The organism is Bradyrhizobium sp. MI1.10 (genome assembly GCF_055811035.1).
Genome location: NZ_JBVVPN010000022.1, coordinates 75,549 through 101,177, shown reverse-complemented (window position 1 = coordinate 101,177; position 25,629 = coordinate 75,549). Strand labels below are relative to the sequence as shown.

Annotated in this window: 24 protein-coding genes; 14 read left to right on the top strand and 10 right to left on the bottom strand. The window is 64.5% G+C overall.

Features of this window, described 5'->3' with window-relative positions:
- The first annotated feature begins 83 nt into the window (after positions 1–83).
- The gene (locus tag AC0L3K_RS23310) at positions 84–239 is read left to right on the top strand and encodes a hypothetical protein (RefSeq protein WP_198288273.1); all 156 of its coding nucleotides are present in this window, start codon (positions 84–86) and stop codon (positions 237–239) included.
- 20 nt (positions 240–259) lie between these two features.
- On the opposite strand, the gene AC0L3K_RS23305 is transcribed toward AC0L3K_RS23310, so the two are convergent.
- From AC0L3K_RS23305 to AC0L3K_RS23295, 3 genes are all read right to left on the bottom strand, one after another.
- Entirely contained in the window at positions 260–565 is a 306-nt protein-coding gene (locus AC0L3K_RS23305) for a hypothetical protein (RefSeq protein WP_354170671.1), read from the bottom strand.
- 86 nt (positions 566–651) lie between these two features.
- Positions 652–924, bottom strand: a complete 273-nt coding sequence (locus tag AC0L3K_RS23300) for a hypothetical protein (RefSeq protein WP_007601058.1) — start codon at positions 922–924, stop codon at positions 652–654.
- 129 nt (positions 925–1,053) lie between these two features.
- Positions 1,054–3,744, bottom strand: coding sequence for a flavin-containing monooxygenase (locus AC0L3K_RS23295; protein ID WP_007601060.1), 2,691 nt, complete (start codon positions 3,742–3,744; stop codon positions 1,054–1,056).
- Between the two features lie 260 nt (positions 3,745–4,004).
- Here AC0L3K_RS23295 and AC0L3K_RS23290 point away from each other — a divergent pair, with 260 nt between their 5' ends.
- Entirely contained in the window at positions 4,005–4,181 is a 177-nt protein-coding gene (locus AC0L3K_RS23290) for a hypothetical protein (RefSeq protein WP_245286002.1), read from the top strand.
- Between the two features lie 81 nt (positions 4,182–4,262).
- Positions 4,263–5,723, top strand: coding sequence for a carboxylesterase/lipase family protein (locus AC0L3K_RS23285; protein WP_473366982.1), 1,461 nt, complete (start codon positions 4,263–4,265; stop codon positions 5,721–5,723).
- Between the two features lie 17 nt (positions 5,724–5,740).
- Here AC0L3K_RS23285 and AC0L3K_RS23280 read toward each other — a convergent pair whose 3' ends face one another.
- Positions 5,741–5,920, bottom strand: coding sequence for a hypothetical protein (locus AC0L3K_RS23280; RefSeq protein ID WP_007601069.1), 180 nt, complete (start codon positions 5,918–5,920; stop codon positions 5,741–5,743).
- A 156-nt stretch (positions 5,921–6,076) separates the two neighbouring features.
- Here AC0L3K_RS23280 and AC0L3K_RS23275 point away from each other — a divergent pair, with 156 nt between their 5' ends.
- Positions 6,077–6,871, top strand: coding sequence for a DODA-type extradiol aromatic ring-opening family dioxygenase (locus AC0L3K_RS23275; protein WP_007601070.1), 795 nt, complete (start codon positions 6,077–6,079; stop codon positions 6,869–6,871).
- 96 nt (positions 6,872–6,967) lie between these two features.
- Here the strand turns inward: AC0L3K_RS23275 and AC0L3K_RS23270 are convergent, their stop codons facing one another.
- Genes AC0L3K_RS23270 through glgC form a run of 3 tightly spaced genes read right to left on the bottom strand, consistent with a single transcriptional unit; the run spans position 6,968 to position 9,978 of the window.
- Positions 6,968–7,228, bottom strand: coding sequence for a SemiSWEET transporter (locus AC0L3K_RS23270; protein WP_007601071.1), 261 nt, complete (start codon positions 7,226–7,228; stop codon positions 6,968–6,970).
- A 36-nt stretch (positions 7,229–7,264) separates the two neighbouring features.
- The gene (gene glgA, locus AC0L3K_RS23265; protein ID WP_473366981.1) at positions 7,265–8,719 is read right to left on the bottom strand and encodes a glycogen synthase GlgA; all 1,455 of its coding nucleotides are present in this window, start codon (positions 8,717–8,719) and stop codon (positions 7,265–7,267) included.
- Positions 8,716–9,978: a glucose-1-phosphate adenylyltransferase gene (gene glgC, locus AC0L3K_RS23260; RefSeq protein WP_007601076.1), complete on the bottom strand. Its 1,263-nt coding sequence runs from the start codon at positions 9,976–9,978 to the stop codon at positions 8,716–8,718. Before glgC ends, glgA begins: the two co-directional genes overlap by 4 nt.
- Positions 9,979–10,313: 335 nt before the next feature.
- Between glgC and AC0L3K_RS23255 the strand changes: the two genes are divergently transcribed.
- Positions 10,314–10,751 carry a hypothetical protein gene (locus AC0L3K_RS23255; RefSeq protein ID WP_007601077.1) on the top strand — a complete coding sequence of 146 codons (438 nt, stop codon included), beginning with the start codon at positions 10,314–10,316 and terminating at the stop codon, positions 10,749–10,751.
- Between the two features lie 203 nt (positions 10,752–10,954).
- Here AC0L3K_RS23255 and AC0L3K_RS23250 read toward each other — a convergent pair whose 3' ends face one another.
- Complete coding sequence (locus AC0L3K_RS23250; RefSeq protein WP_007601079.1) at positions 10,955–11,134, bottom strand: hypothetical protein; 180 nt, start codon at positions 11,132–11,134, stop codon at positions 10,955–10,957.
- 202 nt (positions 11,135–11,336) lie between these two features.
- Between AC0L3K_RS23250 and AC0L3K_RS23245 the strand changes: the two genes are divergently transcribed.
- A complete protein-coding gene (locus AC0L3K_RS23245; RefSeq protein ID WP_473366980.1) occupies positions 11,337–14,408 on the top strand; it encodes an ATP-binding protein in 3,072 nt (1,023 codons plus the stop codon).
- Positions 14,409–14,413: 5 nt separating this feature from the next.
- Here the strand turns inward: AC0L3K_RS23245 and AC0L3K_RS23240 are convergent, their stop codons facing one another.
- Together AC0L3K_RS23240 and AC0L3K_RS23235 are read right to left on the bottom strand one after the other, a co-directional pair.
- Positions 14,414–15,508: a catalase family protein gene (locus AC0L3K_RS23240; RefSeq protein WP_007601081.1), complete on the bottom strand. Its 1,095-nt coding sequence runs from the start codon at positions 15,506–15,508 to the stop codon at positions 14,414–14,416.
- A gap of 362 nt (positions 15,509–15,870) precedes the next feature.
- The gene (locus AC0L3K_RS23235) at positions 15,871–16,851 is read right to left on the bottom strand and encodes an ABC transporter substrate-binding protein (protein WP_219683496.1); all 981 of its coding nucleotides are present in this window, start codon (positions 16,849–16,851) and stop codon (positions 15,871–15,873) included.
- A 466-nt stretch (positions 16,852–17,317) separates the two neighbouring features.
- Here AC0L3K_RS23235 and AC0L3K_RS23230 point away from each other — a divergent pair, with 466 nt between their 5' ends.
- From AC0L3K_RS23230 to AC0L3K_RS23195, 8 genes are all read left to right on the top strand, one after another.
- On the top strand, positions 17,318–18,421 hold the full coding sequence (locus AC0L3K_RS23230; RefSeq protein WP_473366979.1) for an ABC transporter substrate-binding protein: 1,104 nt from the start codon (positions 17,318–17,320) through the stop codon (positions 18,419–18,421).
- Complete coding sequence (locus tag AC0L3K_RS23225; protein ID WP_473366978.1) at positions 18,399–19,421, top strand: ABC transporter permease; 1,023 nt, start codon at positions 18,399–18,401, stop codon at positions 19,419–19,421. The genes AC0L3K_RS23230 and AC0L3K_RS23225 overlap by 23 nt, the downstream gene beginning before the upstream one ends.
- Positions 19,415–20,215: an ABC transporter ATP-binding protein gene (locus AC0L3K_RS23220; RefSeq protein ID WP_473366977.1), complete on the top strand. Its 801-nt coding sequence runs from the start codon at positions 19,415–19,417 to the stop codon at positions 20,213–20,215. The genes AC0L3K_RS23225 and AC0L3K_RS23220 overlap by 7 nt, the downstream gene beginning before the upstream one ends.
- A complete protein-coding gene (locus tag AC0L3K_RS23215) occupies positions 20,209–21,381 on the top strand; it encodes an acyl-CoA dehydrogenase family protein (protein ID WP_007601092.1) in 1,173 nt (390 codons plus the stop codon). The genes AC0L3K_RS23220 and AC0L3K_RS23215 overlap by 7 nt, the downstream gene beginning before the upstream one ends.
- Before the next feature lie 29 nt (positions 21,382–21,410).
- Positions 21,411–22,511 carry an LLM class flavin-dependent oxidoreductase gene (locus AC0L3K_RS23210; RefSeq protein WP_007601093.1) on the top strand — a complete coding sequence of 367 codons (1,101 nt, stop codon included), beginning with the start codon at positions 21,411–21,413 and terminating at the stop codon, positions 22,509–22,511.
- 405 nt (positions 22,512–22,916) lie between these two features.
- Positions 22,917–23,759 carry a CmcJ/NvfI family oxidoreductase gene (locus AC0L3K_RS23205; RefSeq protein WP_007601094.1) on the top strand — a complete coding sequence of 281 codons (843 nt, stop codon included), beginning with the start codon at positions 22,917–22,919 and terminating at the stop codon, positions 23,757–23,759.
- Positions 23,760–23,865: 106 nt separating this feature from the next.
- Positions 23,866–24,177, top strand: a complete 312-nt coding sequence (locus tag AC0L3K_RS23200) for a septal ring lytic transglycosylase RlpA family protein (RefSeq protein WP_007601095.1) — start codon at positions 23,866–23,868, stop codon at positions 24,175–24,177.
- A gap of 49 nt (positions 24,178–24,226) precedes the next feature.
- Positions 24,227–25,396: a Gfo/Idh/MocA family protein gene (locus AC0L3K_RS23195; protein ID WP_007601096.1), complete on the top strand. Its 1,170-nt coding sequence runs from the start codon at positions 24,227–24,229 to the stop codon at positions 25,394–25,396.
- Positions 25,397–25,629 lie beyond the last annotated feature (233 nt).

Below are 25,629 nucleotides of genomic sequence, written 5' to 3'. Positions count from 1 at the left end.
TGCTTAACCGACTGTTAGCCGCCTCCAGCGCACCATGGATACCGAGCAATTCGGGAATCCACCGAAGCAATTGGGGGCGGCGCTTGACCACAATCCAGTATCTCGAAGATCAGGCCGCACGCGCCGAGCGGCTGGCCAAACGGATCACGGATACATTGACGATCGAAAAGCTCCTGACCTTCGCGGGCGAACGCCGCCGCGAGATCGAGGTCATCGCCGGCAAGTACCGGCGCGCCTGATTTTCATCCTCCATGCACGCTCAGCTATGGCTCTCGACGAAGTCGCTGAGATAGTCGGGCAGCGTCACGCCATCGATGTCGCAGCGCGCCCGAATCTCGCCGGCGACGTCGGTCGAGATGTCCTTCATCCAGTGCTCGAGCGTGTTGAAGGAGATAACCTTGACGGGGTCGTTGAAGCAGCCGGCGACGAGTTCGCCAATCGTGGCGTCGAGATCGCTTCGCTCGACACGGATTTCGGTCGCCTTGTCGAGGCGGTCGATCACCACGAACAGGGTCTGGTCTGCGCCATAGGGCACGACCGGGGCTGTCACGCCGGCTTCAAGCATGTGAGGCACTCACGCCTTCGCTTCCGATCACCATCAACGGGAAAAACCGGAAGAAGGTTCCTGCGGTCAGCAAGCTTCTGCGAAGATCAGAGAAATTCGCGCAGGCGCGCCAGCTCGGTGATGTGCTCAGGCGAGAGGATGTCCGTGACCAGCGGCGGCTGCGCGATCGTGCGGATCTCATAGAGATGCCGGGTCGCCGCCGGCTTCGCCATGAACGCCGAGATGCATTCGTCGAGCGTGCCCTCGATCACCTGGTACGACGCTCGGTCCGACCGTCGCCGGTTCGCAAGCGATGGCCATTTATGCAGCACCGCAAGGACACCAAAATCGACCTTTGAATCCCCAACTACGTCCCCCATCGTCCCGCCTCACGCAAAAAGAACCCCGGCACACGATCCTGCGTACCGGGGCCTACACCCATTACTGCATCTCAATGCCACAGCACCAAACGCGATGACGGGGAAATAGTTCCCGGCCAATGTTCGCTTTCAGCTCGCGGCCGCGGCGATTCTATGCCCTGGGCCGGTGTGACTGTGGCTGGTCTCATCGCCGCGACCAACTTCGGGCGGAAGCCCGGCGAAGCGCCGCAAGGCCTCGGCCATCTGCACCCGGCCGGAGACCCCGGTGATCACCACGTCCACCATGGTGAACGACGAATGGAAATGGCCGCGCGCCCTAAGTTGCTCGACCGGGACGCCGGCGGCAGCCATTTTCTCGGCATAGGCGATGCCTTCGTCACGCAGGGGGTCGAATTCGCAGGTGACGACGAAGGCCGGCGGCAACCCTGAGACCTTGCCGCGGAGCGGCGAGACGCGCGGATCGGTGCGGTCGGCCGGCGAGCAATAGAGGTCCCAGAACCAGTACATTAGCGACCGGGTCAGGAAATAGCCGGTCGCATTGTCGTTGTAGGAGGGGCGGTCGAAGCTGCAGTCGGTGACCGGGCAGATCAGGAGCTGACCCGCGATATCAGGGCCGCCGCGATCGCGCGCAAGCTGGCAGGTGACGGCGGCGATGTTGCCGCCGGCGCTCCAGCCCGCGACCAGCACCGGGCCCGGCCTGCCGCCGAGCTCGGCGGCGTGCTCCGCGATCCAGCGCGTCGCCGCGTAGCCGTCTTCGGCCGCGGCCGGGAAACGATGCTCGGGCGCATGACGATAGCCGACGCTGACGAGCATCATGCCGGTCCGCCGCACCATGTCGCGGCAGAACGGCTCGTCGGATTGCTCGTCGCCGAGCACCCAGCCGCCGCCGTGGAAATAGACCACGACCGGATGCGGCCCCGGTGTTGCCGGCCGGTACACCCGGTAGGGCAGCGGGCCGTCGGCGCCGGGCAGGGTGCCGTCGACGATCTCGCCGATCGGCCGTCCAGCCGGGCGGCCCTTGTTGAACTCGTCGACGAAGGCGCGAGCGCCGAGCGCGCCCATCGACTCTATCGGCGGCAGGTTGAGCGACGCCAGCAGGTTCAGCACCAGCCGCACATCTGGCTGGAGGCGCACCACCTCGCCGTCATTGCATTGCGCGGCGACATCGGGGCCGGTCAGCTTGAAGCCGAGCATGCCCCGGCTGACGACCTCGTCGCAGATGCTGCGATAGGGACCGACACCGCCGGTATAGGGCATCAGCCCCTGCACCTTGCCGGGAACGTTGGCGCCGGTGTACCAGGTGTTGGCGAGCCGGTGCAGCGTCACCATCGAGCAGTCGGCCATGTGCCTGCCCCAGCCGGCCTGCGCCGTCGCGGTCGGCTCGATCGTGGTGAAGCCGGCGTCGCGCAATGCTGCGAGACGATCGACCACCCAGTCGACATGCTGTTCGATCGACACTGCCATGTTCGACAGCACCGACGGGCTGCCGGGGCCGGTGATCATGAAGAAGTTCGGGAAGCCTGCGACGGTGAGCCCGAGATAGGTCTGCGGCCCCTGCGCCCAGACATCGGTGAGCGATCTGCCGCCGCGTCCGCTGATCGGGTGCACGGCGCGGATCGCGCCGGTCATGGCGTCGAAGCCGGTCGCGAACACGATCACGTCAACGTCGACGATGCGCCTCGACGTCGTGATGCCGCTTGCGGTGATCGCCTTGATCGGTTCCTGACGCAGATTGACCAGCGTGACGTTCGGCCGGTTGTATGTCGCGTAATAATTGGTATCGAGGCAGGGGCGTTTGGCGCCGAACGGATGATCGTCCGGCATCAGCGCCGCGGCGGTCTCGGGGTCTTTGACGGCGGCGCGGATCTTCTCGCGGATCAGGTCCTGGACGATCTTGTTGCCGTCGATGTCGACCGCTTGGTCGGCCCAGAGCTGGGTCAGGATGTGGACGAGGTCGCCGGCCGCCCAGGCGCGTTCGAACCGCTCACGACGCTCGGCATCGCTTAATTGCCAGCTCACGACCGTCTGCTGCGGATAGGGCACGCCGGCCATCGACTGGCGCGCCTGCTCGCGATAGGCCGCGCGATCGCCTTGCAGCAGGCTCATGCGATCGGAAGGCGCAGGGCCGTTATGCGCCGGTAATGCGAAATTCGGCGTGCGCTGGAACACGGTCACGTGTGCGGCCTGTTCGGCGATCAGCGGGATCGATTGGATGGCCGACGATCCCGTGCCGATCACCGCGACGCGTTTTCCCGCGAGATTGACGCCGTCATGCGGCCAGCGTCCGGTGAAATAGACCTCGCCCTTGAAGTCCTTGACGCCGTCGATCTCCGGCGGCTTCGGCGCCGAGAGGCAGCCGGTGGCCATGATGTAATGGCGGCAGGAGACCGCTGCGCCATTGTCGGTGGTGAGCTGCCAGCGTTCGGTGGCCTCGTCCCATTTCGCTTCCGTGACTTTGGTCTTGAAGCGGATGTCACGCCTGAGATCATAGCGGTCGGCGACGAAGCCGAGATAGCGCAGGATCTCCGGCTGGGTCGCGTATTTCTCCGACCAGGTCCAGGCGGTCTCGAGATCGGGATCGAAGGTGTAGCTGTAATCGATGGTCTGGATATCGCAGCGCGCGCCGGGATATCGGTTCCAGTACCAGGTGCCGCCGACGTCGCCGGCTTCTTCGAGGCCGACCGCCGTCAGGCCGGCCTTGCGCAGCCGATGGAGAAGATAGAGGCCGGCAAATCCGGCACCGACCACGGCAACATCGACCTGCTGGCTGGTTCCGCGCCCCGCGTCAGAGGCACGCGCAGCAACCATTGCATCAGGCATGGCATTTCCTCCCGTCTGTTTTGTTTTGCCGGCAGGCTATCGCTGCAGGTTCGGCTTGTCATCACGGCATGTGCAATCTTCGGTAGCCATTTGCGGCGTCATCATGGCCGCGTGAATGTTGCGGCAGCACACGCATCGCGATGCACAATGGCCGTGATTTCCCGGGCTAATCAGGGTCGATCCACCTGTGTATGCTCTTGTTTTTGCCACGCGTGCCGACGGGCGTCATGACAGAGTTGAGTGAACGGACCAAAGCGAACATGGACGTCGTCCTTGAGGAGACGTGCCGCCAACTGCCGCACGGCGGCGATCACGACAGCCGCAGGTTCATCGCCCAGCGGCTGATCGAGGCAGCGCAGTCCGGTCACACCACGCTCGGTGAACTCGGCATCATCGCACGGCACGCACTGGCGGAGCTTGCGGCCAAGCGGAGCTAGGCGCAGCCGCGGCGCTTGCCTCGCAGCGGGCCACGGACATAACCTGCCCAAAATCCTTCCGCGCATCGAGATGCTCCGAAGATGCGGTCCGTGTTCGCGCTGTTTGCGACGTCTCTCGTCCTCTGTTGCGCCGGCTCGGCCGTGGCCCAGCCGGTCGGCCAATTTCCATTTGCGCTGACGCGCGAAGGACAGATGCTTGGCGCCGTCGAAGGCGAGATAGCCTCGTTCAAGGGGCTGGCCTATGCGGCCGCGCCGATCGGGCCGCTGCGCTGGCGTCCGCCGCAGGCCGCGCCCGAGAGTTCGGAGATGCGCACCGCCTATGCCTATGGCGCGCCGTGTCTTCAGCCCTCGCTGCCGGGTTCGAGCGAGGATTGCCTGACGCTGAACGTGTTCCGTCCGTTTGGGGTCGACGGCCCGCTGCCGGTGATGATGTTCATCCACGACGGCGCTTTCGTCAGCGGCACCGCGAATGATCCGCTGTTCGATGGTGCCAGGCTCGCGCAAGCCGGCGTCATCGTGGTGACCGTGAATTTTCGCCTCGGCGCGTTCGGCTGGCTCAGCGATCCCGCGCTGTCGGAAGGCGGCTCCGGTAATTACGGCCTGATGGACCAGATCGCGGCGCTGCATTGGGTGCACGACAACATCGCGGCCTTCGGCGGCGATCCCGCCAACGTCACCTTGTTCGGCAGTGGCGCAGGCGCGACCTCGATCGCGCTGCTGGTGCTGTCTGAGCAATCGCGCGATCTCTTCCAGAGAGCCATTCTGCAATCGATCCCCGGCCGTGCGCGCCTGCGTTCGGCACAAGAGGCCGAGATTGTGGGTCGGCAATTCATGGCGGCGATGGGACGACAGGCCGACTTGCGCGCAGCCGAGCCGCGACGCCTGCTTGCCGTCGAAAAACATCTCCTGGAAAAATCACCGCGCAGCTTTGGGCCGACGATCGATGGAAGTCTGGTGAGCGAGGATGTCGCCGCGGGCTTCGCGGCCGGACATGAGAGCCGCATTCCCTTGATCATCGGCTCGAACGACGACGAGACCGGTTTCGACGACGAACTGGATATCCGGGAAGAGCTGGCATCGTCAGGCACCACCAGCGATGAGCTGCGCAGGCTCTATTCCGACCTCGCCAGATCTTCCAGCCGCGCGGCAAGGTTTTACACCGACAAGATCTTCTCCGAGCCGGTGAGACTGCTGGCGCGCCTGCACGCCGCCAGCGGTGCGCCCACCTTTCGCTATCGCTTCGCCTATGTGCCGGAGGCACGGCGCGCCAACCCCGAGGGCGGTCACGGGCGGGAATTGCAGTTCATCTTCGGCGTGGAAGGCATGCCAGGTGCGGGCATCCTGTCACGAGCCGATCGCGAGGTCGCAAATCGCATGCGTGCCTACTGGATCAATTTCGCCAAGAGCGGCGATCCCAACGGTGCGGACCTGCCCCATTGGGACGCGGCCGCAGGCAGCGATCGCCTGCTGCTGATCACGAACGATCGCATCGCGAGCGGAGACGACCCCTGGTCGGAGCGCCTGGACCGGTTCGGGCGTTAGGGCAGGTTGAGTTGGATTTAAGCCGCGAGTTCGACGCGCGGCGCCGGGCTCAGCCGGTCTTCCTCCAGATAATCCATCGCGCCGTCTTTCTCGACGGCATAGAATTGCTGGCCTTCCTTCGACTTGTAGGCGGCGCGAACGACGCCGCGGCGGCCCTTGTCGCTGTTGACCACGTCCCCCAACGCAAACTTCTTCATTTCACGTCCCTGGCTGCTGGCCGACTCCTTCGGCTACCCCCCGGATTCTGGGCGAAAAATCGTTAACGTCTTGCTAACCATACGGGTTTGCCTATGCTCGCGGCCGATCGCGCGGGCAGCTCGCACGCGCGTTGCCAATGAAACGAGCCTTCGCTCATGGTGCGATTTCCGACCTTCTTCCTGTCGCATGGCGGCGGTCCCTGGCCGTTCATGGAAGACAGGCGGGTGCAATATGCGAAAACCGCCGGGGCGTTCGGCCAGCTGCCGCAGCTCTTGCCGGAGAGGCCGAAGGCCGTGCTCGTCATATCAGGACATTGGGAGGCTGACGCCTTCACCGTGTCCACCTCGGCGCATCCGCCGATGGTGTACGATTATCACGGTTTTCCCGAGCACACCTACCACCTCAAATATCCGGCGCCGGGGCGGCCCGAGCTCGCCGCCGAGGTGAAGGCGCTGCTCATGCGCGCGGGCGTCGATTGCCGGGAGGATCCCAACCAGGGCTTCGATCACGGCACCTTCGTGCCGCTCGGGCTGATGTATCCGAACGCCGACATGCCGATCGTGCTGCTGTCGCTGAGATCGACTTACGATCCGGCCGAGCACATCAGGGTGGGCCAGGCCATCACTTCGCTGCGGGACGAAGGCATTCTGATCGTCGGCAGCGGGCTGACCTATCACAACATGCGCGGGTTCGGCCGTGCCGAGTCGAAGCCGGTCTCGTATGATTTCGAGGCGTATCTGAACGAGGCGATCAGCCACAAGGACGCGGCGCGCCGCAACGCGATGCTGGTTGACTGGGAGAATGCACCGAGCGCGCGCCTGGCCCATCCGCGCGAAGATCATCTGCTGCCGCTGATGGTAGCCGCCGGCGCCGCCGGCAGCGACGCGGGCAAGCGCGTCTTCGTCGACGAGGTCGCGAATGTCGCGATGGCGTCGTATGTGTTCGGATGAATCGTAGGGTGGATTAGCGAAGCGTAATCCACCATCGGGCCGCAATGAAGGCGGCGGATTACGCCTTCGGCCAATCCGCCCTACGCAGCTTCGAGCTCACCCGTATTTCAGCTTCATGAACAGGATGCCGCCGGCGAGCACGATGGTGATGGCGTTTGCGGCGACGAGGGGCGCGTCGCCCGACAGCAGGCCGTAGACGAGCCAGAGCGCCAGCCCCAGCACCATGACCAGGAACATGCCGAGCGAAATATCGCCGGTGGAGCGGGTCTTCCACACTTTGATGGCTTGCGGCGCGTAGGCCACGGTGGTGCAGGTCGCGGCGGCAAAGCCGATCAGCTTGATCAAGAACGGGTCCATGACGGCTCTATAGCATTGATTCGACGATGTCGTGCCTCAGGCGCGCGCGGTCATGAGGCCGCGATAGAGCGCGGCATAGTCACCGGCGCGGTTGCGCCAGGACACGTCGGTCGCAAGGCCGCTCAGTTGCAGGCGGCGCCAGGTCAGCTTGTCGTGGAAGGCGATGTTGGCCTTGCGCAGCGTGCCGGCGAGAGCATCCGCAGTCACAGGACCGAACTTGAAGCCGGTGGCATCGTGGCCCGATTTATCGGCCTCGCCGATATCGACGATGGTATCCTCGAGGCCGCCGACGCGCGAGACGATGGGCACGGCGCCGTAGCGCAACGCGCAGAGCTGGGTGAGGCCGCACGGCTCGAACCGCGAGGGCACGATGAGCGCGTCCGAGCCGGCCTGGATCAGATGCGCCATGATCTCGTCGTAGCCGATCACGACTCCGATCCGGCCAGGGTGCGCGCGCGCAACGGCCTGATAGCGATCCTGGAGATCGCGGTCGCCGCTGCCGAGCAGCGCGAGCTGCATGCCTTCGCGCAAAATGGTCGGGATGGCCTCGAGCAGGAGATCGAGCCCCTTCTGCCAGGACAGGCGGCTGATGACGCCGAGCAATGGCGCTTCGTCCGAGGAATCCAGATTGAACTGTTGCTGAAGCACCGCCTTGTTGGCGGCCCGGAACGTGAGGTCCTCCGCGCCGAAGCGGTAGGCGATGTGCGGATCTTCTTGCGGATTCCAAACGGATACATCGATGCCGTTGAGGATTCCGCTCAGCACGTTGGCGCGGGCGCGAAGCAGGCCGCCGAACCCCATGCCGCCCTCGTCGGTCTGGATCTCCTGCGCATAGGTCGGCGAGACCGTGGTGATGCGATCGGCGAATTGCAGGCCGGCCTTCAAAAAACTAATGCCGCCGAAATATTCGAGGTCGTTGACGCCATAGGCGCGCCAGGGCAGGCCAATCGAACCGATCAGCTCGGGCGCGAACTTGCCCTGATAGGCCATGTTGTGGATGGTCATCACGGTGGCGGGCCGCGGCCGATTGTCGTAGTGCAGATAGGCCGGCGCCAGCCCGGCCTGCCAATCGTGGGCATGCACCACGTCGGGCACGAAGGCAGGAACGAGGCCGTGGCCGATATCGGCCGCGATGCGCGACAGCGCGGCGAACCGCACGCCATTGTCCGCCCAGTCGACGCCTTCGACCGTCACGTAGGGGTTGCCAGGCCGTGCGTAGAGATGCGGCACGTCGAGCACGAACAGATCGAGGCCGTCATGCGAGCCGGCGAGCAGACGTCCGGGTCCGCCGAAATAATCCGGCCAGCTCCGGATTTCGTCGGCTCCGCCCAGCACCCGCATCACGTCCGGATAGCCCGGCATCAGCGTGCGCATCTCGACGCCATGCGCCTTGAGCGCAATCGGCAGCGCTCCCGCGACATCGGCGAGGCCGCCGGTCTTGACGATGGGATAAACTTCAGAGGCGACCGCGAGGACGCGAACAGGCGTCATGTATTGAGCCTGTCGAGCATCGGCTGGGTGATGAGCGAAATGCCCTGCTCGGTGGTGCGGAAGCGTCTTGCGTCCAATTCGGGATCTTCGCCGACGACGAGCCCTTCCGGGATCTCGACGCCGCGATCGATCACGACGTTCTTCAGGCGCGCGCCGCGGCCGACATTGACGTAGGGCATGATCACGGCGTTCTCGACGTTGGCGTAGGAGTTGACGCGCACGCCGGTGAACAGCAGTGAGCGCCGCAGCGAGGCGCCGGAAATGATGCAGCCTCCCGAGACCAGCGAGCTCACGGCCTGGCCGCGCCGGCTCTCCTCGTCGTGGACGAATTTTGCCGGTGGTGTGATCTCCGAATAGGACCAGATCGGCCAGGCGCTGTCGAACAAATCGAGCTCGGGCACTACGTCGGTAAGGTCGATATTGGCGGCCCAATAGGCGTCGACCGTGCCGACATCGCGCCAATAGGCGCGGGGGTCGCTGCCGGAGCGGACGCAGGAGGTCGAGTACTGGTGCGCCATGGCGCGGCCGTTCTTGACGAGATAGGGGATGATATCCCTGCCGAAATCGTGGTTGGAATTCGGATCCTCGGCGTCGCGCTTCAGCTCCTCAAACAGGAATTTCGCGTCGAACACGTAGATGCCCATGCTGGCGAGCGAGACGTCCGGCTTGCCCGGCATCGGCGGCGGATCTTTCGGCTTTTCCAGGAACTCTTTGATCCAGCCGTTCTCGTCGATATGCATGATGCCGAAGCCGGAGGATTCCTGGCGCGGCATCTCCAGGCAGCCGACGGTGACGTCGGCGCCGCTGTCGACATGCTGGCGCAGCATCACCTCGTAGTCCATTTTATAGATATGGTCGCCGGCGAGCACGACGATGAAGCGGCAGGCATGGGATTCGATGATGTCGATGTTCTGGTAGACCGCATCGGCCGTGCCGACGTACCACATGTTTTCGGAGACGCGCTGGCTCGCCGGGAGGATATCGAAGCTCTCGTTGCGCTCGGGGCGGAAGAAGTTCCAGCCCATCTGAAGGTGCCGGATCAGGCTGTGCGCCTTGTACTGGGTGGCGACGGCGATGCGGCGGATGCCCGAGTTCACCGCGTTTGAAAGCGCGAAATCGATGATGCGGGATTTTCCGCCGAAATAGACCGCGGGCTTGGCGCGCCGATCGGTCAGCTCCAGCAGCCGGCTGCCGCGTCCGCCGGCCAGGACGAACGCCAGCGCCTGACGGGCAAGCGGCTCGGGTCTCGCGGCACTCATGTCATTCTCCCACAACTCTGGCGCTCGCGAGAAGCCTCCCGGCCGCGCTCATTTGGAACCGATAGTAACGGCACGAATAGTAAATCGGGAAGGTGGTTGTTGGTTGCGAATGCGCCGGAAGCTTAATGCTTTGCCGCGGTGATCGGGCCCCAGGCACCGTCTTGCCGGTGTCACACGCGGTGAGGTTGTCGAGCCCGTCGGGACCCGGTTGATCAGAATGGAGGCATGCGTCTTGTGCGGTGCACGCAAAACTCGAGGCTTTGACCTCGCGCCAGGATGCCCGAGGATGGCGCTGCGATCCATGTCCAAGCCAAACGTCAGAAAGGAGTAAGACGATGAGGATCTGGAAAACGGCAGTCGCCTGTTCGCTCGCCGCTGCGGTCATAGCGGGAGGAATGGAGCAAGCCGCGGCGGCTCCGCTGCCCACCAATGTCGCAACCATGAAGGCCGCCGTCGGCGATGATGTCACGCAGGTGCACTGGCGCGGCCGAGGTTTTGGATGGGGTCTCGGCGGCCTTGCCGCTGGCGCGATCATCGCAGGAGCCATCGCCAGCAGCGCGCCTTACGGCTATGGCTACTATGGCGGTGGGCCCTACTACGGCGGCTACGGATATCCGGGTTATGGCTACGGCTATGGTTATGCGCCGGCCTATTACGGCTATGGTCCGGCCTATGCTTATCCGCGCTACTATCGGCCTTACCGCCCGTATTTCGGCCCTCGTTACGGCTACTACCGGCCGTATTACCGGCACTATCACCGCGCGTATTGGTGATCGATCAAACGGGCGGACCCGCTCGCGCAGGGCGGCGACGCTGAAGAGGTTTGGGGGCTGCTGGACGCAAGCGGCCCGATCGGCTTGCGCGCGTTGAACCCGGTGATGCGGCACGACGAGCCGGCCATGCCCGCCCACGACAATCCCGATGCAGATCGCGATGATGATCGCGATCTCGATGCACCATTCGAGCGGTCCCGAGCTCATGGCAGCGCGATCGTGTTGGCGAGATCGAACTCGGACAGGCCCGGGCCGCCGCACGCAAGGTAGATGGCGACGAGGAAGATGCGGCTGAGGACGGTGACGCCCAATATGACCCTGACGTCGTAATGGCGAATGGCCAAAGCGAGAGGCGGGATCGCCAAATGTTTTAAAATGCTCATGGCCAACTCCTTGCCAAAATTCAGGCATCGACTGCCTGTCGACTGAAATGACAGCGTGATGAAAAGGCCGTCCGACGACTTACCGGCGTCTCTGAAATGGACAGGCCGACGCTAGTACCGGCGCAGGGCGCAGGTCTTTAGCGTGCCCTTACATTTGGCTGAGCTTTGCCTTAAGATCAGGGATCATCCGGGGGTCGGAGCCGTGCGTACAGACGCGCTTGCCTTTGGTGAATTCCGCCTCGACCGGGCCAACGCGCTATTGTGGCGAGGCGGGGAGCGGATCGCGCTGGCGCCGAAGCCGTTCGAGGTTCTTTGCTATCTCGTCGGTCGGCCCGGTGAACTCGTCACGAAGGAAGAGTTGCTCGACGCAGTCTGGTCCGATCTACACGTCAGCGAGTCGAGCCTCGCCGTTGCCGTGAACGCGCTACGCTCGGTGCTCGGCGACGACAGGCAGTCCCCCAATTACATCGAGACGGTCACGCGGCGCGGCTATCGCTTCATTGCGGCGGTCGCGACCGCCGAATTGCCTGCGATCGAGCGGGCGCCCGAAGAGGAGGCGGCGTCCGTCACGGAGCAGGCTGCCGATCGACGGCGGCACTGGAGGGTCGGGCGCACGGGCGCACTCGACACGCTGGACAAGGCGTTGCAACTCGCTCGTACCGGACAGCGTCAGGTCGTCTTCATCACCGGCGAGGCCGGGATCGGCAAGACAACCCTCTTGCAGATGACGCTCGACAGGATGAACCAGCAGGGACTGGGCGTGCTGCACTGTAGTTGCAACGAGTTGTTCGGCACCCATGAGGCCTTTCTTCCGCTGATCGGAGCGCTGAACGAGTGCTGCCGTCGAACCGACGGAGCATCGCTGCTGACGTCGATCCGCGAGCACGCGCCGACCTGGCTCGCGCAAATGCCCGGATTCCTCGGAGAAGCAGACCGGGCCGCATTCCAGCATGAGGTCTTTGGCGCAACCCGGGAGCGCATGCTGCGCGAATTTGCCGATCTCATGGAACATCTCGCCGTCACGCGACCATGGGTGATCATCCTGGAAGATCTGCATTGGAGCGACTTTGCCACCGTGGATGTGCTCTCCCGGCTTGCACGGCGGGATCGGAGGGCTTCTATCCTCGTGCTGGCCACCTACCGGCCGATGGAAGTCGCCGTCGGCGGACATCCTATCCGTGCCGTTCACCAGGACTTGCGGATTCATGGACACGCCACCGAGCTCGCGCTCGATCGACTGACCGGCATCGACGTCGAACGCTATCTTTCGCTGCGCTTCAACTCGGCCGATTTCGCCAGAGAGCTGGTCGAGCGCATCTTCGCGCGAACCGGCGGGCATCCTCTGTTCGTGTCGTCTCTGCTCGATCATCTCGTGGCGCAAGGCGCGCTGGTCGAGCACGAATTGGGCTGGCGGCTGGTCAGCGAAGACGCGGCCTCGCATGACAGCATGCCGCGCGATCTGGAAGGAATGATCAAGCAGCAGATCGATCACCTCACCGTGGACGAGCGCTGCCTGCTCGAGGTCGCCAGTGCGGCGGGAGCGGAGTTTTCCGCGCTCCATATCGCCGGTGCGCTGGACCGTCCCGTGCTGGATGTCGAGCAGATGTGCGAGGACCTGGCACGGACCGATCGCATTATCGTCGTGGCTGGCATGACCGAGTGGCCGAACGGAGGCGTCTCCGGTCGCTATGCGTTCCAGCACGCGCTTTACCAGGAGATCCTCTACCAGCGGCTCGCGCCGGCGCGCCGCACGAAAACCCATGCGCTGCTTGGGGCGGGGCTCGAGCAGGGCTACGGGCCGCAGGCTGCGGAGATCGCCGCGATTGTCGCGCGCCACTTCGAACTGGGCCGCGATTTCCCGAAGGCGATGCATTATCTGGGCGCGGCGGCCGAGGGCTCGGCGCGAAGGTTCAGCACGCGCGAGGCCGCCAATTACCTGTCCCGCGCCTTGGAACTGGTGCCGCATCTGCCGCCGGAGTTTCAGGTGGCGACACGTCTGAAGTTGCTGCTTCAGCGCGCCTGGGCCTGGCGGGCCAGTGGAGATTTCCTGAATTCCCTGCAGGATCTCAGCGCCGTCGTCGCGCACGCGGCGGAGAACGGGCACGTGCGCGAAGAGGTGAACGCGCTGGTCGATCTCAGCAGATTTTGTCTTTACGTCGATCGACGCCAGAGCCTGCCTGTTGCGGAACAGGCCCTTGTCAAGAGCAGGGCGATCGACGACGCCGCATTCAGTGCTCTGGTCCAGGGGAACGTTGCCAATTTGAAGCTGATGCTCCGCGGCTGGGATCGCGAGAATGCGGATCTTGCCGAGCATGCGTCAGCGCTGATCACCGGAGAGCAGGATCTGAGCATGCGGCTGCGACGCTGCTCGATGGAGATGGTGCTGGAGTTTCTGCGCGCGAATTATCCGGCCTGCTGCGATGCGACGACCCGGGGAAAGGAGCTCGCCCGCCTGGTCGGTGACGTCTATCTGTTCGTCCTCTATGAATCGGTCGAGGCGTTTGCCCAGATCTATCTCGGTGAATGGGGACGGGCGCAACGAAACGTCGTCTCCGCGTTGGCTATCTCGGAGCGGAATGCAAATCCGCAGGCCGTCGCGCTGTGTCATCTCACGATCGGATGGCTGTATTCCGAGGCGGAGGAATATGGCAGCGCGTCACGGCGTGCGGAGGATGCGCTCGGCCCGATGATCGAGGCCAATCCGTTCACCTTCTTCGTTGGCAGGAACCTGCTGGCGCGAGCTTATGTCAGGATGGGCGACCTGCCTCGGGCGCGGCAGCATCTCGATGCGATGGAGCGGCGAATGGAGGTCGACCGGGTGCCGATGGAGTCGCTGGTCATCCCCCACTATCTGCTGACTTGCTGCGACTATTGGATCGCGATTGGCGATCTGGACCGCGCCCAGAGCTCGGCCAACCAATTTCACGAGGTGACGAGCGCGGCACCCGACCGGCCGTTTCTCGCGCTGTGCTACGAGGCCATGGCGAGAATTGCGATCGTGAAGCAGGATACGCAACTCGCCGGCGGGCATTTGGCGGCGGCCACTTCGATTCTCCGCCATGCCAGGCTACCGCACGCCGCCTGGCGGGTTTATCGCACGACTGCGGTGGTCTATGAGAGCCTCGGACAAGCGCAAAGGGCTGCCAAGTGGCGGGACCGCTCCAGCCAGGTGATCGCATCGCTGGCAGAGACGCTTGATCCCGGCGATCCGCTGCGGTCGGCGTCATTTTTCGACGCAGGCCGGGACACCGGGCCTCATCATGAGGGACGGTGATCGGCTCAATCCGGCAGGTCCGCGATCTCTCGCGGTTCGCCGGGCCGTTGCTTGACCTTGAATTGATTTTGCTGCTGCCGCAGCGTGCGGGAGGCACTGTAGGCATCCCTGCGCAACCGCATGATCGAGCCGAGCGGCTGATGCGCGGCGAGACATCGCCATGGGTCGAACGAAAGCACCTCGTCGGAATAGACGCGACGCGCGGGGCTGTCGGCGGTCTGGCGCGGAAGCGTGATCTTGCCGAGTGCTTGCGGCGGCGCGACGTCTTCGGGCCAGTCGATCGAGGCATCTTCGATCGGTGTTCGCTCCGGGTCGGTGCAGAGCTGGGCAAATAATTCGTACTCGGCCGCATTGTCCTTGAAGAAGGCAACGACGCTGTTCAGCACGGCATCATCGGAATCGTGGCAGGGCTGGCCGGTGAGTTGGCGAACCGAGGCCGAGATCGGCACCAGGCGAAGCCTTGCGATATAGTCGCCAAACCGCAATGCTCCCTCCGTGTGAAAGGTTTCTCCGAGGATGTTGCTGCCGGCATCACCGAGCGCTTTCAAGACGATCGGGATCGGAATGCCTGTTCTGTCCGATGCGGCGACCAGCACGCGCGCGAGAAAGCCTATGGGTACGTACGCCAGATCAGGCAGGAACAGGGTGCGCTCGACGTTGTGCTGTGCGCGCATATAGGCCATCGCATCCGCGAAATAGCTGGGGTGATTGACGAGCAGAAGATCCTGGTTCGTCGAATCGTCGTCGCCGAGCGCCTTGGCCCCAGTCACGCCCAAGACCTTGATGGCAAACCCCCGCGGCGAGCGTACGCGATCGCTCCTGTTGAATGCGGTGGAGAGGCGGACGATGATCGGGAAGTGGCCAGCCTGCTTGAACAGGCCCTGGCGCAGATGATCCGGCAAATCCTCGTAGACGATCAGCTCGCCCCGGAGATAGCCGGCGCCCTTGGCGTGCTGCTGTCGGGTTCCGTGCTTGTCTTTGTGAAAAGTGCGATCGCTCGTTCGCGAAATCGAGGCAACGATCTCCTCGACGGCCGCCGCTTCCTCCGGCCGGATTTGTTCGACGGACGGATCGTAACGAAGATACTGATCGGCTGACATGGCGCTGATCTCCAGCCCGAAGGTCGCCTTCCCATTGCAAGCGTCGACGGCCGCAGGGTGAATGCCACTCTAAGCCCGTCCGGTCGGGATCGGCAACCCGAGAGCGAGTTGTGATTGCCTGGACAAGCCGGGGATGAGGCATCCTGTTACCGACGCGATCACACGGTCGATGCTAGGCCAGCGGCGTCTCGTAAGTCCTTATGGGCTCCTTATGTTGTCCTGATCTTTTCCTTAAGGCCTGGCCGGCATCTAAAGCGACAGCCATACGATCAAGCTCATGCAGGCGAAATGCGCGAGCACGATCGCGGCGAGATGCAGCGGGCCTGCGTTGAGACGAAGCCCGGGCATCCCGCCGGCTCCGTCTAGTTCGATCCCGCGGCCGCAGCAGTGAAGCTGCGGTCGACGGCTTTGCTCACGTCGAGCTTTTTCGGCAGGATGCCATAGCGCGTCGAGCGGTCGGAGGCCTCCTGCACCTCCTTCACGACGTTCTCGTCGATCGGAATCGGGCTGGTGCGCTGCGCGGTATAGGCCGAGAGCAGCACGTCCTCCGGCAGCCTGGTCAGCTCGGCCGTGCTCTTGGCATATTCGCCGAGATGATCCAGCGACCACAGCCGCGCCTTGTTCAGCCGCTGCACCAGGTCCTGCACCGCCGTGCGCTTGGTGGCGATGGCGTTGTCGGAGGCGACGATGAATGTGATGGTCGGCGTCAGGCCCTCACCATCGGCGATCACGCGGGCCTTGTCTTTCAAGGTGGCGAACGAGACGTAGGGCTCCCACACCGCCCAGGCGTCGATCGAGCCCGCGACCAACGCGATCTTGGCGTCGACCGGACCGAGCGGCGCGAAGGTCGCATCCTCCAGCTTGATCTGCGCCTTCTCCAGCGTGGCGTCGATCAGGAACTGGCCCCAGCCGCCGCGCGTGCCGGCGAGGCGCTTTCCCTTGAGGTCGGCGGCCGATTTGATCGGCGAATCCTGGCGTACGAGAATGGCTTGCGTCTTGGCATCCGACCTGGTGCCGCCGATCGCCTTGAGCGGGGCGCCGGCCGCATAGACCGAAAGGAAGGAGAGATCGCCGGTGTAGCCAACGTCGAGCGCGCCGGCGTTGAGCGCCTCGAGGATCGGCGCGGCCGCGGGGAATTCCGACCACTCGATCTTGTAAGGCAGATCCTTTGCGTAGCCCGAGATCTCGAGCAGCGAACGATTGCCGCCCTTCTGATCGCCGACGCGCAGGACGATTGCGTCGGCCGCGAACGAGGCCGCGGCAGTCGACAGGGTGATGGCAGCGGCAAGCAGCGATGCAGCGAGCCGACGCGTGACGGAATGATCGAGGGAGTTGATGCTCATGTGGCCTGTCTGTTGCTTTGCTCACGACGCGTGAGCGAACGATGCAGCGAGACGATCAAGTCTATGGTTGTGCGATGCCCAGTCAATGAAATGGCCAACCGTATTGCGCGCGCGATCGGCAAGGACGTTCCAGAGGGGCGCTGATTTCGAGAACGTGCGGTATGCGCTGTGCAAGAATGAAGCAGGAGAGGGAGTAGCCCCGCACTCCTTCAACCGATGCATCGGTGGAAATCCTTTCATCGTCCCCGCAGGTGCCGATGGAGAGAATGACTTCGCCTCGCGCTACATTCGAAATTCCATTTCATTGACGACACGGCGAACGCGCCGCATGATTTGCGCATCGCATCAAGGCGGCGCAGCAGGCGCCGGCGAAAAGATTTTCTCTCGACGCAGCTCCGCATGGAACAGGCGCAACGCAAGCCGTTGTGCCGATGGCGGAGCCGTGCAAGTGCAGGAGTGGAAACGGATGAACGACGACGACAAGCACGGCGGATCGAGGCTCGACCGGCGCCATTTGCTCCAGGCGGGGTTAGCTGCGGCCTTCGCCGCGCCGCTCGGCGCCTTCGGTGCGGCACAGGCATTTGCGCCACGGGCAATCGCGCCCGGCGTCGATCTCTCGGAGTTTCCGCTGTGCCGGACCGCGTCGGATGTGCCCGCGCTCACCGGCGCGCCGCGCAAGCTCAAGCTGTCCTGGAACGCCGGCGCGGTCTGTCTCGCCCCGGTGCCGGTCGCCATCGAGCACGGCTTCTTCCGGAAGCACAATCTCGACATCGAACTCATCAATTATTCCGGTTCGACCGACCAGCTGCTCGAGGCCATCGCGACCGGCAAGAGCGATGCCGGGCTCGGCATGGCGCTCCGCTGGCTGAAGCCGCTGGAGCAGGGCTTTGACGTCAAGATCGCCGCCGGCACTCATGGTGGCTGCATGCGGGTCCTGACCCGCGCTGATTCCAGCGTGAGCAAGCTCGTCGATCTCAAGGGCAAGATCGTTGCGGTCGGCGATCTCGGCGGCCCCGACAAGAATTTCTTCTCCATTCAGCTCGCCAAGGTCGGTATCGATCCGAACAAGGATGTCGACTGGCGCGCCTATCCCGGCAACCTTCTCAACGTCGCCGTCGAGAAGGGCGAGGTGCAGGCATTCCTGTCGTCCGATCCGCTGGGTTATCTCTGGCTCAAGGACAGCCAGTACAAGGAGGTCGCCTCCAATCTCGATGGCGAATATCGCGACAAGAGCTGCTGCATCCTCGGCCTGCGCGGCAGCCTGGTGCGCGAGGAGCCGCTGGTCGCGCGCGCCCTGACGCAGGCGCTGCTTGATGCCGCGATGTTCACTGCGCAGAATCCATCCGTGACGGCGAAATCGTTCCAGCCTTACGCGCCGAAGACGGCGTCGCTCGCGGATATCGAGGGCATGGTGCGCTACCACACCCATCATCATCACCCCGCCGGCGAAGTGCTGAAGCGCGAGCTCAAGGCCTATGCCGACGATCTCAAGAGCGTGCAGGTGTTCAAGCAGAGCACGGACACGGCCAGATTTGCGGAGCGCATCTATGTCGACGTATTCGCTGTCTGACGGCCTTGCCTCCGGCGCGCCGCGCCTCTCGCGCGCACCGTGGCTGACGAGCTGGGTCCGGGACTCCGGTGCCGGCATTCTCGCCAGCGTGGCGTGGATTGCCTTCGGCCTGTCCTGCCTGTGGTGGGAGGACGTCGGCGACTGGTCGCGGACCCATTCGCTCGGCATTGCCGCGTTTGTCATCGCAGCCGTCACGTTGTTCGGGACTGTCGGTGCCGATTACCTCGGTTCGACGGGCCGGGCCTTGCGCCAGCGCGCGCCGTGGCTCGTCGTGCTCGGCGTTGTCCTGACCCTGTGGGAAGTCGCGACGGCGAAATTCGCCTGGCTGCCATTGCCGTTCTTCCCGCCGCCGCAGTCGATCATCGAGGTCTACACCGACGATCTGCCAAAACTGCTCGACAGCGTGTTCGCCTCGGTCAAGCTTCAGCTCGGCGGTTATCTGATCGGCGCGACGGTCGGCTTCCTGACCGGCGTCTCGATCGGCTGGTCGCGCGCGGTCGGCTATTGGGTGCACCCGGTGCTGCGCTTCATCGGCCCGCTGCCGGCGACCGCCTGGCTGCCGATCGCCTTCTTCACCTTCCCGTCGAGCTGGAGCGCCTCGACCTTTCTGATCGCGCTGGCAACTGGCTTCCCGGTCACCGTGTTGACCTGGTCGGGCGTCGCGAGCGTGAGCAACGCCTACTACGACGTCGCGCGGACGCTGGGGGCAAAGCCGTCCTTTCTGGTGTTGAAGGTCGCAATCCCCGCGGCCTTGCCGCACGTTTTCGTCGGCCTGTTCATGGGGCTCGGCTCGTCCTTTGCCGTGCTGGTCGTCGCCGAGATGATCGGTGTCAAGGCCGGCCTCGGCTGGTACCTGCAATGGGCGCAGGGCTGGGCCGCCTACGCCAACATGTATGCTGCGCTGATCGTGATGTCGCTGCTCTGCTCCGGCGCGATCACGCTGTTGTTTTCGATCCGCGATCGCCTGCTGGTCTGGCAGAAAGGGACCGTGAAATGGTAGCCGCAACTGCACTGGCTGAAATCGACGCTCACCCGGCCGCGGGCGCCGCGCTCGACATCGAGCAGGTCAGCCACGCCTTCGACATCGACGGCGCCGAGCTGCCAGTGCTCAGCGACGTCAGCATCTCCGTCGAGCCGGGCGAGTTCGTTGCGCTGCTCGGTCCCTCCGGCTGCGGCAAGTCCACGCTGCTGCGCCTCGTCGCAGGCCTCGACAAGCCCAAATCCGGAACGCTCCGCGAGGACGAGGCGCGCATCACGCGACCGCACCCGTCGCGCGTTGTCGTGTTCCAGGATCCGACATTGTTTCCCTGGCGCACGGTCTGGGACAACGTCGCGCTGGGGCTGGAGGCACAGGGCATCTTGAAGAGCCAGCGTCATCGCGTCGATGCCGCGCTCGATCTCGTGGGGCTGTCGTCCTTCCGCAATGCCTATCCGCACCAGCTCTCGGGCGGCATGGCGCAGCGCGTCGCGCTGGCCCGCGCGCTGGTCAACGATCCCAAAATCCTCATTCTCGACGAGCCGCTCGGCAAGCTCGACTCGCTGACCCGCATCACCATGCAGGCCGAGCTGGTCTCGCTGTGGCAGCGCAAGGGCTTTACCACGCTGCTGGTGACGCATGACGCCGAGGAGGCGCTGGTGCTCGCCAATCGCGTCATCGTGTTCAGCGACCGCCCGGCGCGTGTGAAGGCCGACATCCGCGTCGACCGGCCGTATCCGCGCCATCGCGGCGATCCGTATCTGGCCGATTTACGCCGCCAGATTCTCGGCCTGCTCGGATTGGACGCGACATGGTGAGTTCGATCGCCAAGGGGCGCGCGGCCCATCACGAGCCCGACTACATCGCACGTGCCGAGGTGCTGGCCGAGGCTTTCGCCGCGCGGGCGGCCGAGCACGACCGCACCGGCAGCTTCCCGTTCGAGAACTTTCGCGAGCTGTCCGAGGCGGGCCTGCTGTCGCTGACGGTGCCTGCGGCTCATGGCGGGGCCGGAGCGGGCGCGCGATATGCCGCACGCGTCCTCGGCATCGTCGGCAAGGCCGATCCGTCGACCGCGCTGGTGCTGTCGATGCACTACATCAACCATCTGGTGATGGCACGGAGCCCGACCTGGCCGGCGCGGCTGTCGCGCAAGCTTGCGCGCGAGAGCGTCGAAGGCCTTTCGCTCGTCAACGCGCTCCGCGTCGAGCCCGAACTGGGTTCGCCCGCGCGCGGCGGCCTGCCCGCGACCATTGCACGTCGCACCGAGACCGGCTGGCGGCTCTCGGGGCACAAGATCTATTCGACGGGATCGCCGATCCTGAAATGGTATCTGGTCTGGGCGCGCACGGACGAAGCCGAGCCGCGCGTCGGACAGTTCCTGGTGCCGGCGGGCCTGCCGGGCACGCGCATCGTCGAGACATGGGATCATCACGGCTTGCGGGCCAGCGGCAGCCACGACGTCATCTTCGAGGACGTCGTGATTCCTCTCGATGCGGAGATCGACGTGCGCAAGCCGGCCGACTGGCGCGTACCCGATGTCGCGCAGGCGACCGTGCACACGATCTTCGTCGCCGCGATCTATGATGGCGTTGCGCGGGCTACACGTGACTGGCTAGTCGCGTTCCTGAAGCAGCGCGCGCCCGCCAGCCTGGGCGCGCCGCTTGCGACCCTGCCGCGGGCGCAGGAGATCCTCGGCGCGATCGAGGCTCGGCTCGCCGTCAATGCGCGGCTGATCGCATCCTTCGCCGGTGATTTCGATGACGGTGTCGCGCTTTCCGCGGCCGAGTCCAACGTCATCAAGCTGACCGTGACCAACAACGCCGTCGCCGCGGTCGAGGATGCCTTGTCGCTGACCGGCAATCACGGCCTGTCCCGCGCCAATCCGCTGGAGCGGCACTATCGCGACGTCCTGTGCGGCCGCGTGCACACGCCGCAGGACGATTCCACGCGCACCGGCCTCGGCCGTGCCGCATTGGGCTTCTAGCCTTCCGCCAAACATTCAGGGAGAACATCATGTCGATTGAGTTCATCGGCTTTATCGCCAACAGCAATGCTTCCGAGATCATCGTGCGCCAGGGTCCGGTGCTCGATCCCGCCTATATCGAGACGGTGGCGAAGGCGCATGAGCTCGCGGGTTTCGACCGCGCGCTGCTGGCGTTCCATTCGACTACGCCCGATGCGCTCCAGGTCGCTCAGCATGTGCTAACGATCACCAAGTCGTTGAAAGTGATGATTGCGCAGCGACCGGGCTTTACCGCGCCGACGCTGCTCGCGCGGCAGCTGGCGACGCTCGACCAACTCTATGGAGGCCGCGTCTCGCTGCACGTCATCACCGGCGGCAATGCAGCCGAGCTGAGGCAAGACGGCAACACGCTCGACGACAAGGACGAGCGTTACGCTCGCACCGGCGAGTTTCTCGATGTGGTGCGGCTGGAATGGACCAGCGAGAAGCCGTTCAACTACAGCGGCAAGTACTACAACGTCGAGAACGGTTTTTCGCAGGTGAAGCCGCTGCAGAAGGCCGGCATCTACACCTTCGTCGGCGGTGGCTCCGACGCGGCGATCGACGTCGCAGGCAAGCATGCAGACACGTTTGCCCTGTGGGGCGAATCCTATGCGCAGGTGCGCGACGTCACCTCGCGCGTTCACAATGCGGCCGTCAGGCGGGGCCGTCCGACGCCGCGCTTCAGCCTCTCGGTGCGGCCGATCATCGCTCCGACCGAAAAGCAGGCCTGGGAAAAGGCGGAAGAGATTCTTGCGCGCGCCACCGCGCTCCAGGACAAGACCGGCTATCGCAAGCCCGCCGACGGCCATGCCACGGCTGGCGCGCGGCGGCTGCTCTCGCTCGCCGACCAGGGCAGCCGCATCGACAAGCGGCTGTGGACCGAGATCGCAAAGCTCACGGGCGCCAACAGCAACACGACCGCGCTGGTCGGCACGCCGGAGCAGGTGGCCGAGGTCTTCGGCGACTATTACGACCTCGGCGTCAGCCATTTCCTGATCCGTGGCTTCGATCCGCTTCCCGATGCGATCGAATATGGCCGCGAGCTGATTCCGCTGACGCGCGAGCTGATCGCCAAGCGCCAGGCTGTTCGCGGCGAGGCGGCGGAATGATCCGTCTCATGCTGGCCGGCGCGAAAATGTTCGGCTGGTCGCGGACGAGCAGAGCGCAATCGACCTCTACCTTCACTGGGGTCTGATCAAGCAGAAGCTCGAGGCGGCCGAGATCGCTACTGCGCAGAGCCGGGACCCATGCCGCACAGATGCTCCCGGTGAGATAGGCCCCGGCTCAGCAGCGTACCACTGCGTGATGCGCTGCGTCCGGGGCACGAGATCTCACAAGGCTCTCAAGCATCCGTGAGGCGGGCAGAGCGCATTCCAACCCGGCCGGATTTCGCGAAACGTTCGTTCTGCGTTTCATGCCAGCGACAACACCCGCATTGCTATTTGCACCAACTCCCTTGCAGCACGCACCCTCCCGTCAAAAATCATCCGGACGACCACATCGGGAGACCGGCCATGGGCCTGCAAGAAACAAAAATCGAATCGCTTCCCTTCGTCACTGCCGAACTCAACTATCTCGCGCCGGTTTCCGGCAAGCCGCGCACCTATGCCTTCGATCCGCCGCCTGGCGAGCCCAAGAGCACGTCGTTGCCGGAGCCGCATCAGGTCCCGATCTTCGATGCGCGACTGATCGCGCAAAATTTCTCGCTCGACCGCGAAGGCTTTGCGCTGGTGCGGCATCCAACCCGAGTGAAGGACTTCAGCAACGACGAAGAGGTGAGGGCGGTCTACTATCCCGCCGTCGAGGCCTTCCTGCGCGCAACGCTGAAAGCCGACCGCGTCGTCATCTTCGACCACACCGTGCGCAGGCGCGTCGAGGGCGCCGCGGATATTCGCGACGGCGGACCGCGGCAGCCGGCAACGCGCGTCCACGTCGACCAGACCGCCGTCTCAGGCGCCAACCGCGTGCGCGAACATCTGCCCGATGAGGCCGAGGAGTTGCTGAAAGGCCGCGTCCAGGTGATCAATTTGTGGCGGCCGATCCGTGGTCCCTTGCGCGACTCGCCGCTGGCGATGGCCGACGGTACGACGGTCGCGCCCGACGATCTCGTTGCCTCCGATCTGATCTATCCCAACCGCCGCGGCGAGACTTACTCGGTGAAATACAATCCGAACCATCGCTGGTTCTATTTCCCCGAGATGACGGCGGACGAAGCGCTGCTGCTCAAGTGCTACGATTCCGCAACCGATGGCCGCACCCGCTTCGGGCCGCACACCGCGTTCGTCGATCCGACCACGCCGGCCGACGCGGCGCCGCGTGAGAGCATCGAAGTCCGCACGCTGGTCTTTCACAAATAGTAACAATGTGTGATGGCGCCGCCGGGCGTAGCCCGGTGGCGGCCCAGGAACCCACGGGAACCAACAAACGTTGCTGCGCGGGGCAGGGCCAACCGGGAGCGGTGCCGTGCGAGCGCAGACCACGCTGTTTTCTTGCCTTGCTACTTTTTCGCTTTCTGCAGTTTCCTTCGCCCAGGCCGAAAGCGGGCTTGCCTCCTATTACGGATACGGAAAAGCCGGGAAAGGTGAGTTGACCTGCGCGCACCGGACGCGCCCGTTCGGAAGCGTGCTGAGGGTGTCCTACGGCAGCCGCTCGATTCAATGCCGCGTCAACGATCGCGGCCCCTTCATCCGCGGTCGGATCGTCGATCTCTCCGTCCCTGCCGCCAAGGCGCTGGGCATGATGAGTGCCGGCGTGGTGCGGGTCTCGGTGGAATAGACCTGCCAGCGCGTTATAGTGCTGCCTAAAGCATGGGTCAGGGGGCGCTATGGCCAGGATCAGGGTGGGACTCGTCGGCTGCGGCTTCGTGTCGGAGCTGCATATGTATGCGTTCCGGCGCGTCTACGGCGTGGATGTCGAGGTCGCGGCGGTCGCTGCGCGCGGCGACCACGTCGTCGAATTTGCACACCGCCACCAGATCCCACGGGTCCATCGCAGCTTCGCCGAGCTGATCGCGGACGGCGAGCTCGATGTCATCGACATCTGCACGCCGCCCAATCTTCATGCGGGGATGATCGTCGCCGCCATGCAGGCCGGCAAGCATGTCATCTGCGAAAAGCCGTTCGCCGGCTATTTCGGCCGCGACGGCGACCGGCAGCCGATCGGCAAGCACGTGCCGAAGGCGCTGATGTATGAGCGCGTGCTGGAAGAGATGGGCGCCACGCGTGCCGCGATCGAGCGCACCGGAAAGCTCTTCATGTATGCCGAGGACTGGATCTACGCACCCGCAGTGACCAAGACCGCGGAGATCATCAAGGCGACGAAAGACAAAATCCTGTTCATGAAGGGCGAGGAGAGCCATTCCGGCTCGCATGCGGTCCATGCCGCGCAATGGGCGATGACCGGCGGCGGCTCGCTGATCCGAATGGGCTGCCATCCGCTCTCCGCCGTGCTGTATCTCAAGCAGGTCGAGGCCAAGGCGCGCGGTGAAACCATCCGCGTCGCCAGCGTCAGTGGCGATGTCGGCAATGTCACGGCCGTCCTCAAGCCGGAGGAGCGTACTTACATCAAGGCCAATCCTGTTGACGTCGAGGATTGGGGCACGCTGACCGCGACATTTTCGGACGGCACCAAGGCCACCGTGTTCTCCGGCGACATGATCATGGGCGGCGTGCGCAATCTGATCGAGACCTACACGTCAGGCGGCTCGCTGTTTGCCAATATCACGCCGAACAATCATCTGATGAGCTACCAAACCTCCGAGGAGAAGCTCGCCTCGGTCTACATCACCGAGAAGGTCGACCGCAAAACCGGCTGGCAATATGTCTGCCTCGAGGAGGAGTGGACCCGCGGCTATCTCCAGGAGATCCAGGACTTCATGGAATGCGCCGCGACGGGACGCCAGCCGCTGTCGGACCTGGCGCTGGCATATGAGACGATCAAGGTGAACTACGCGGGCTATTGGGCGGCGGAGGAGGGACGGCGGGTGATGTTGTAGAGCCGCGGTGAACTCACTGACCCAGCCGCAGGCACGCTGCTAATCCTTCTCCCCTTGCGGGAGAAGGTGGCGCGAAGCGCCGGATGAGGGGTTCTATCCGCAAACGCAGCTGCAAGAGGATAGCTCGCGGAGACAACCCCTCACCCGTGGGGGGCGGGGGGGGGGGGGGCCCCCCCCCCCCGCCCCGCCGGGGGGGGGGCGCGGGGGGGGGGGCGGGGAGCCGGCGCGGCGGG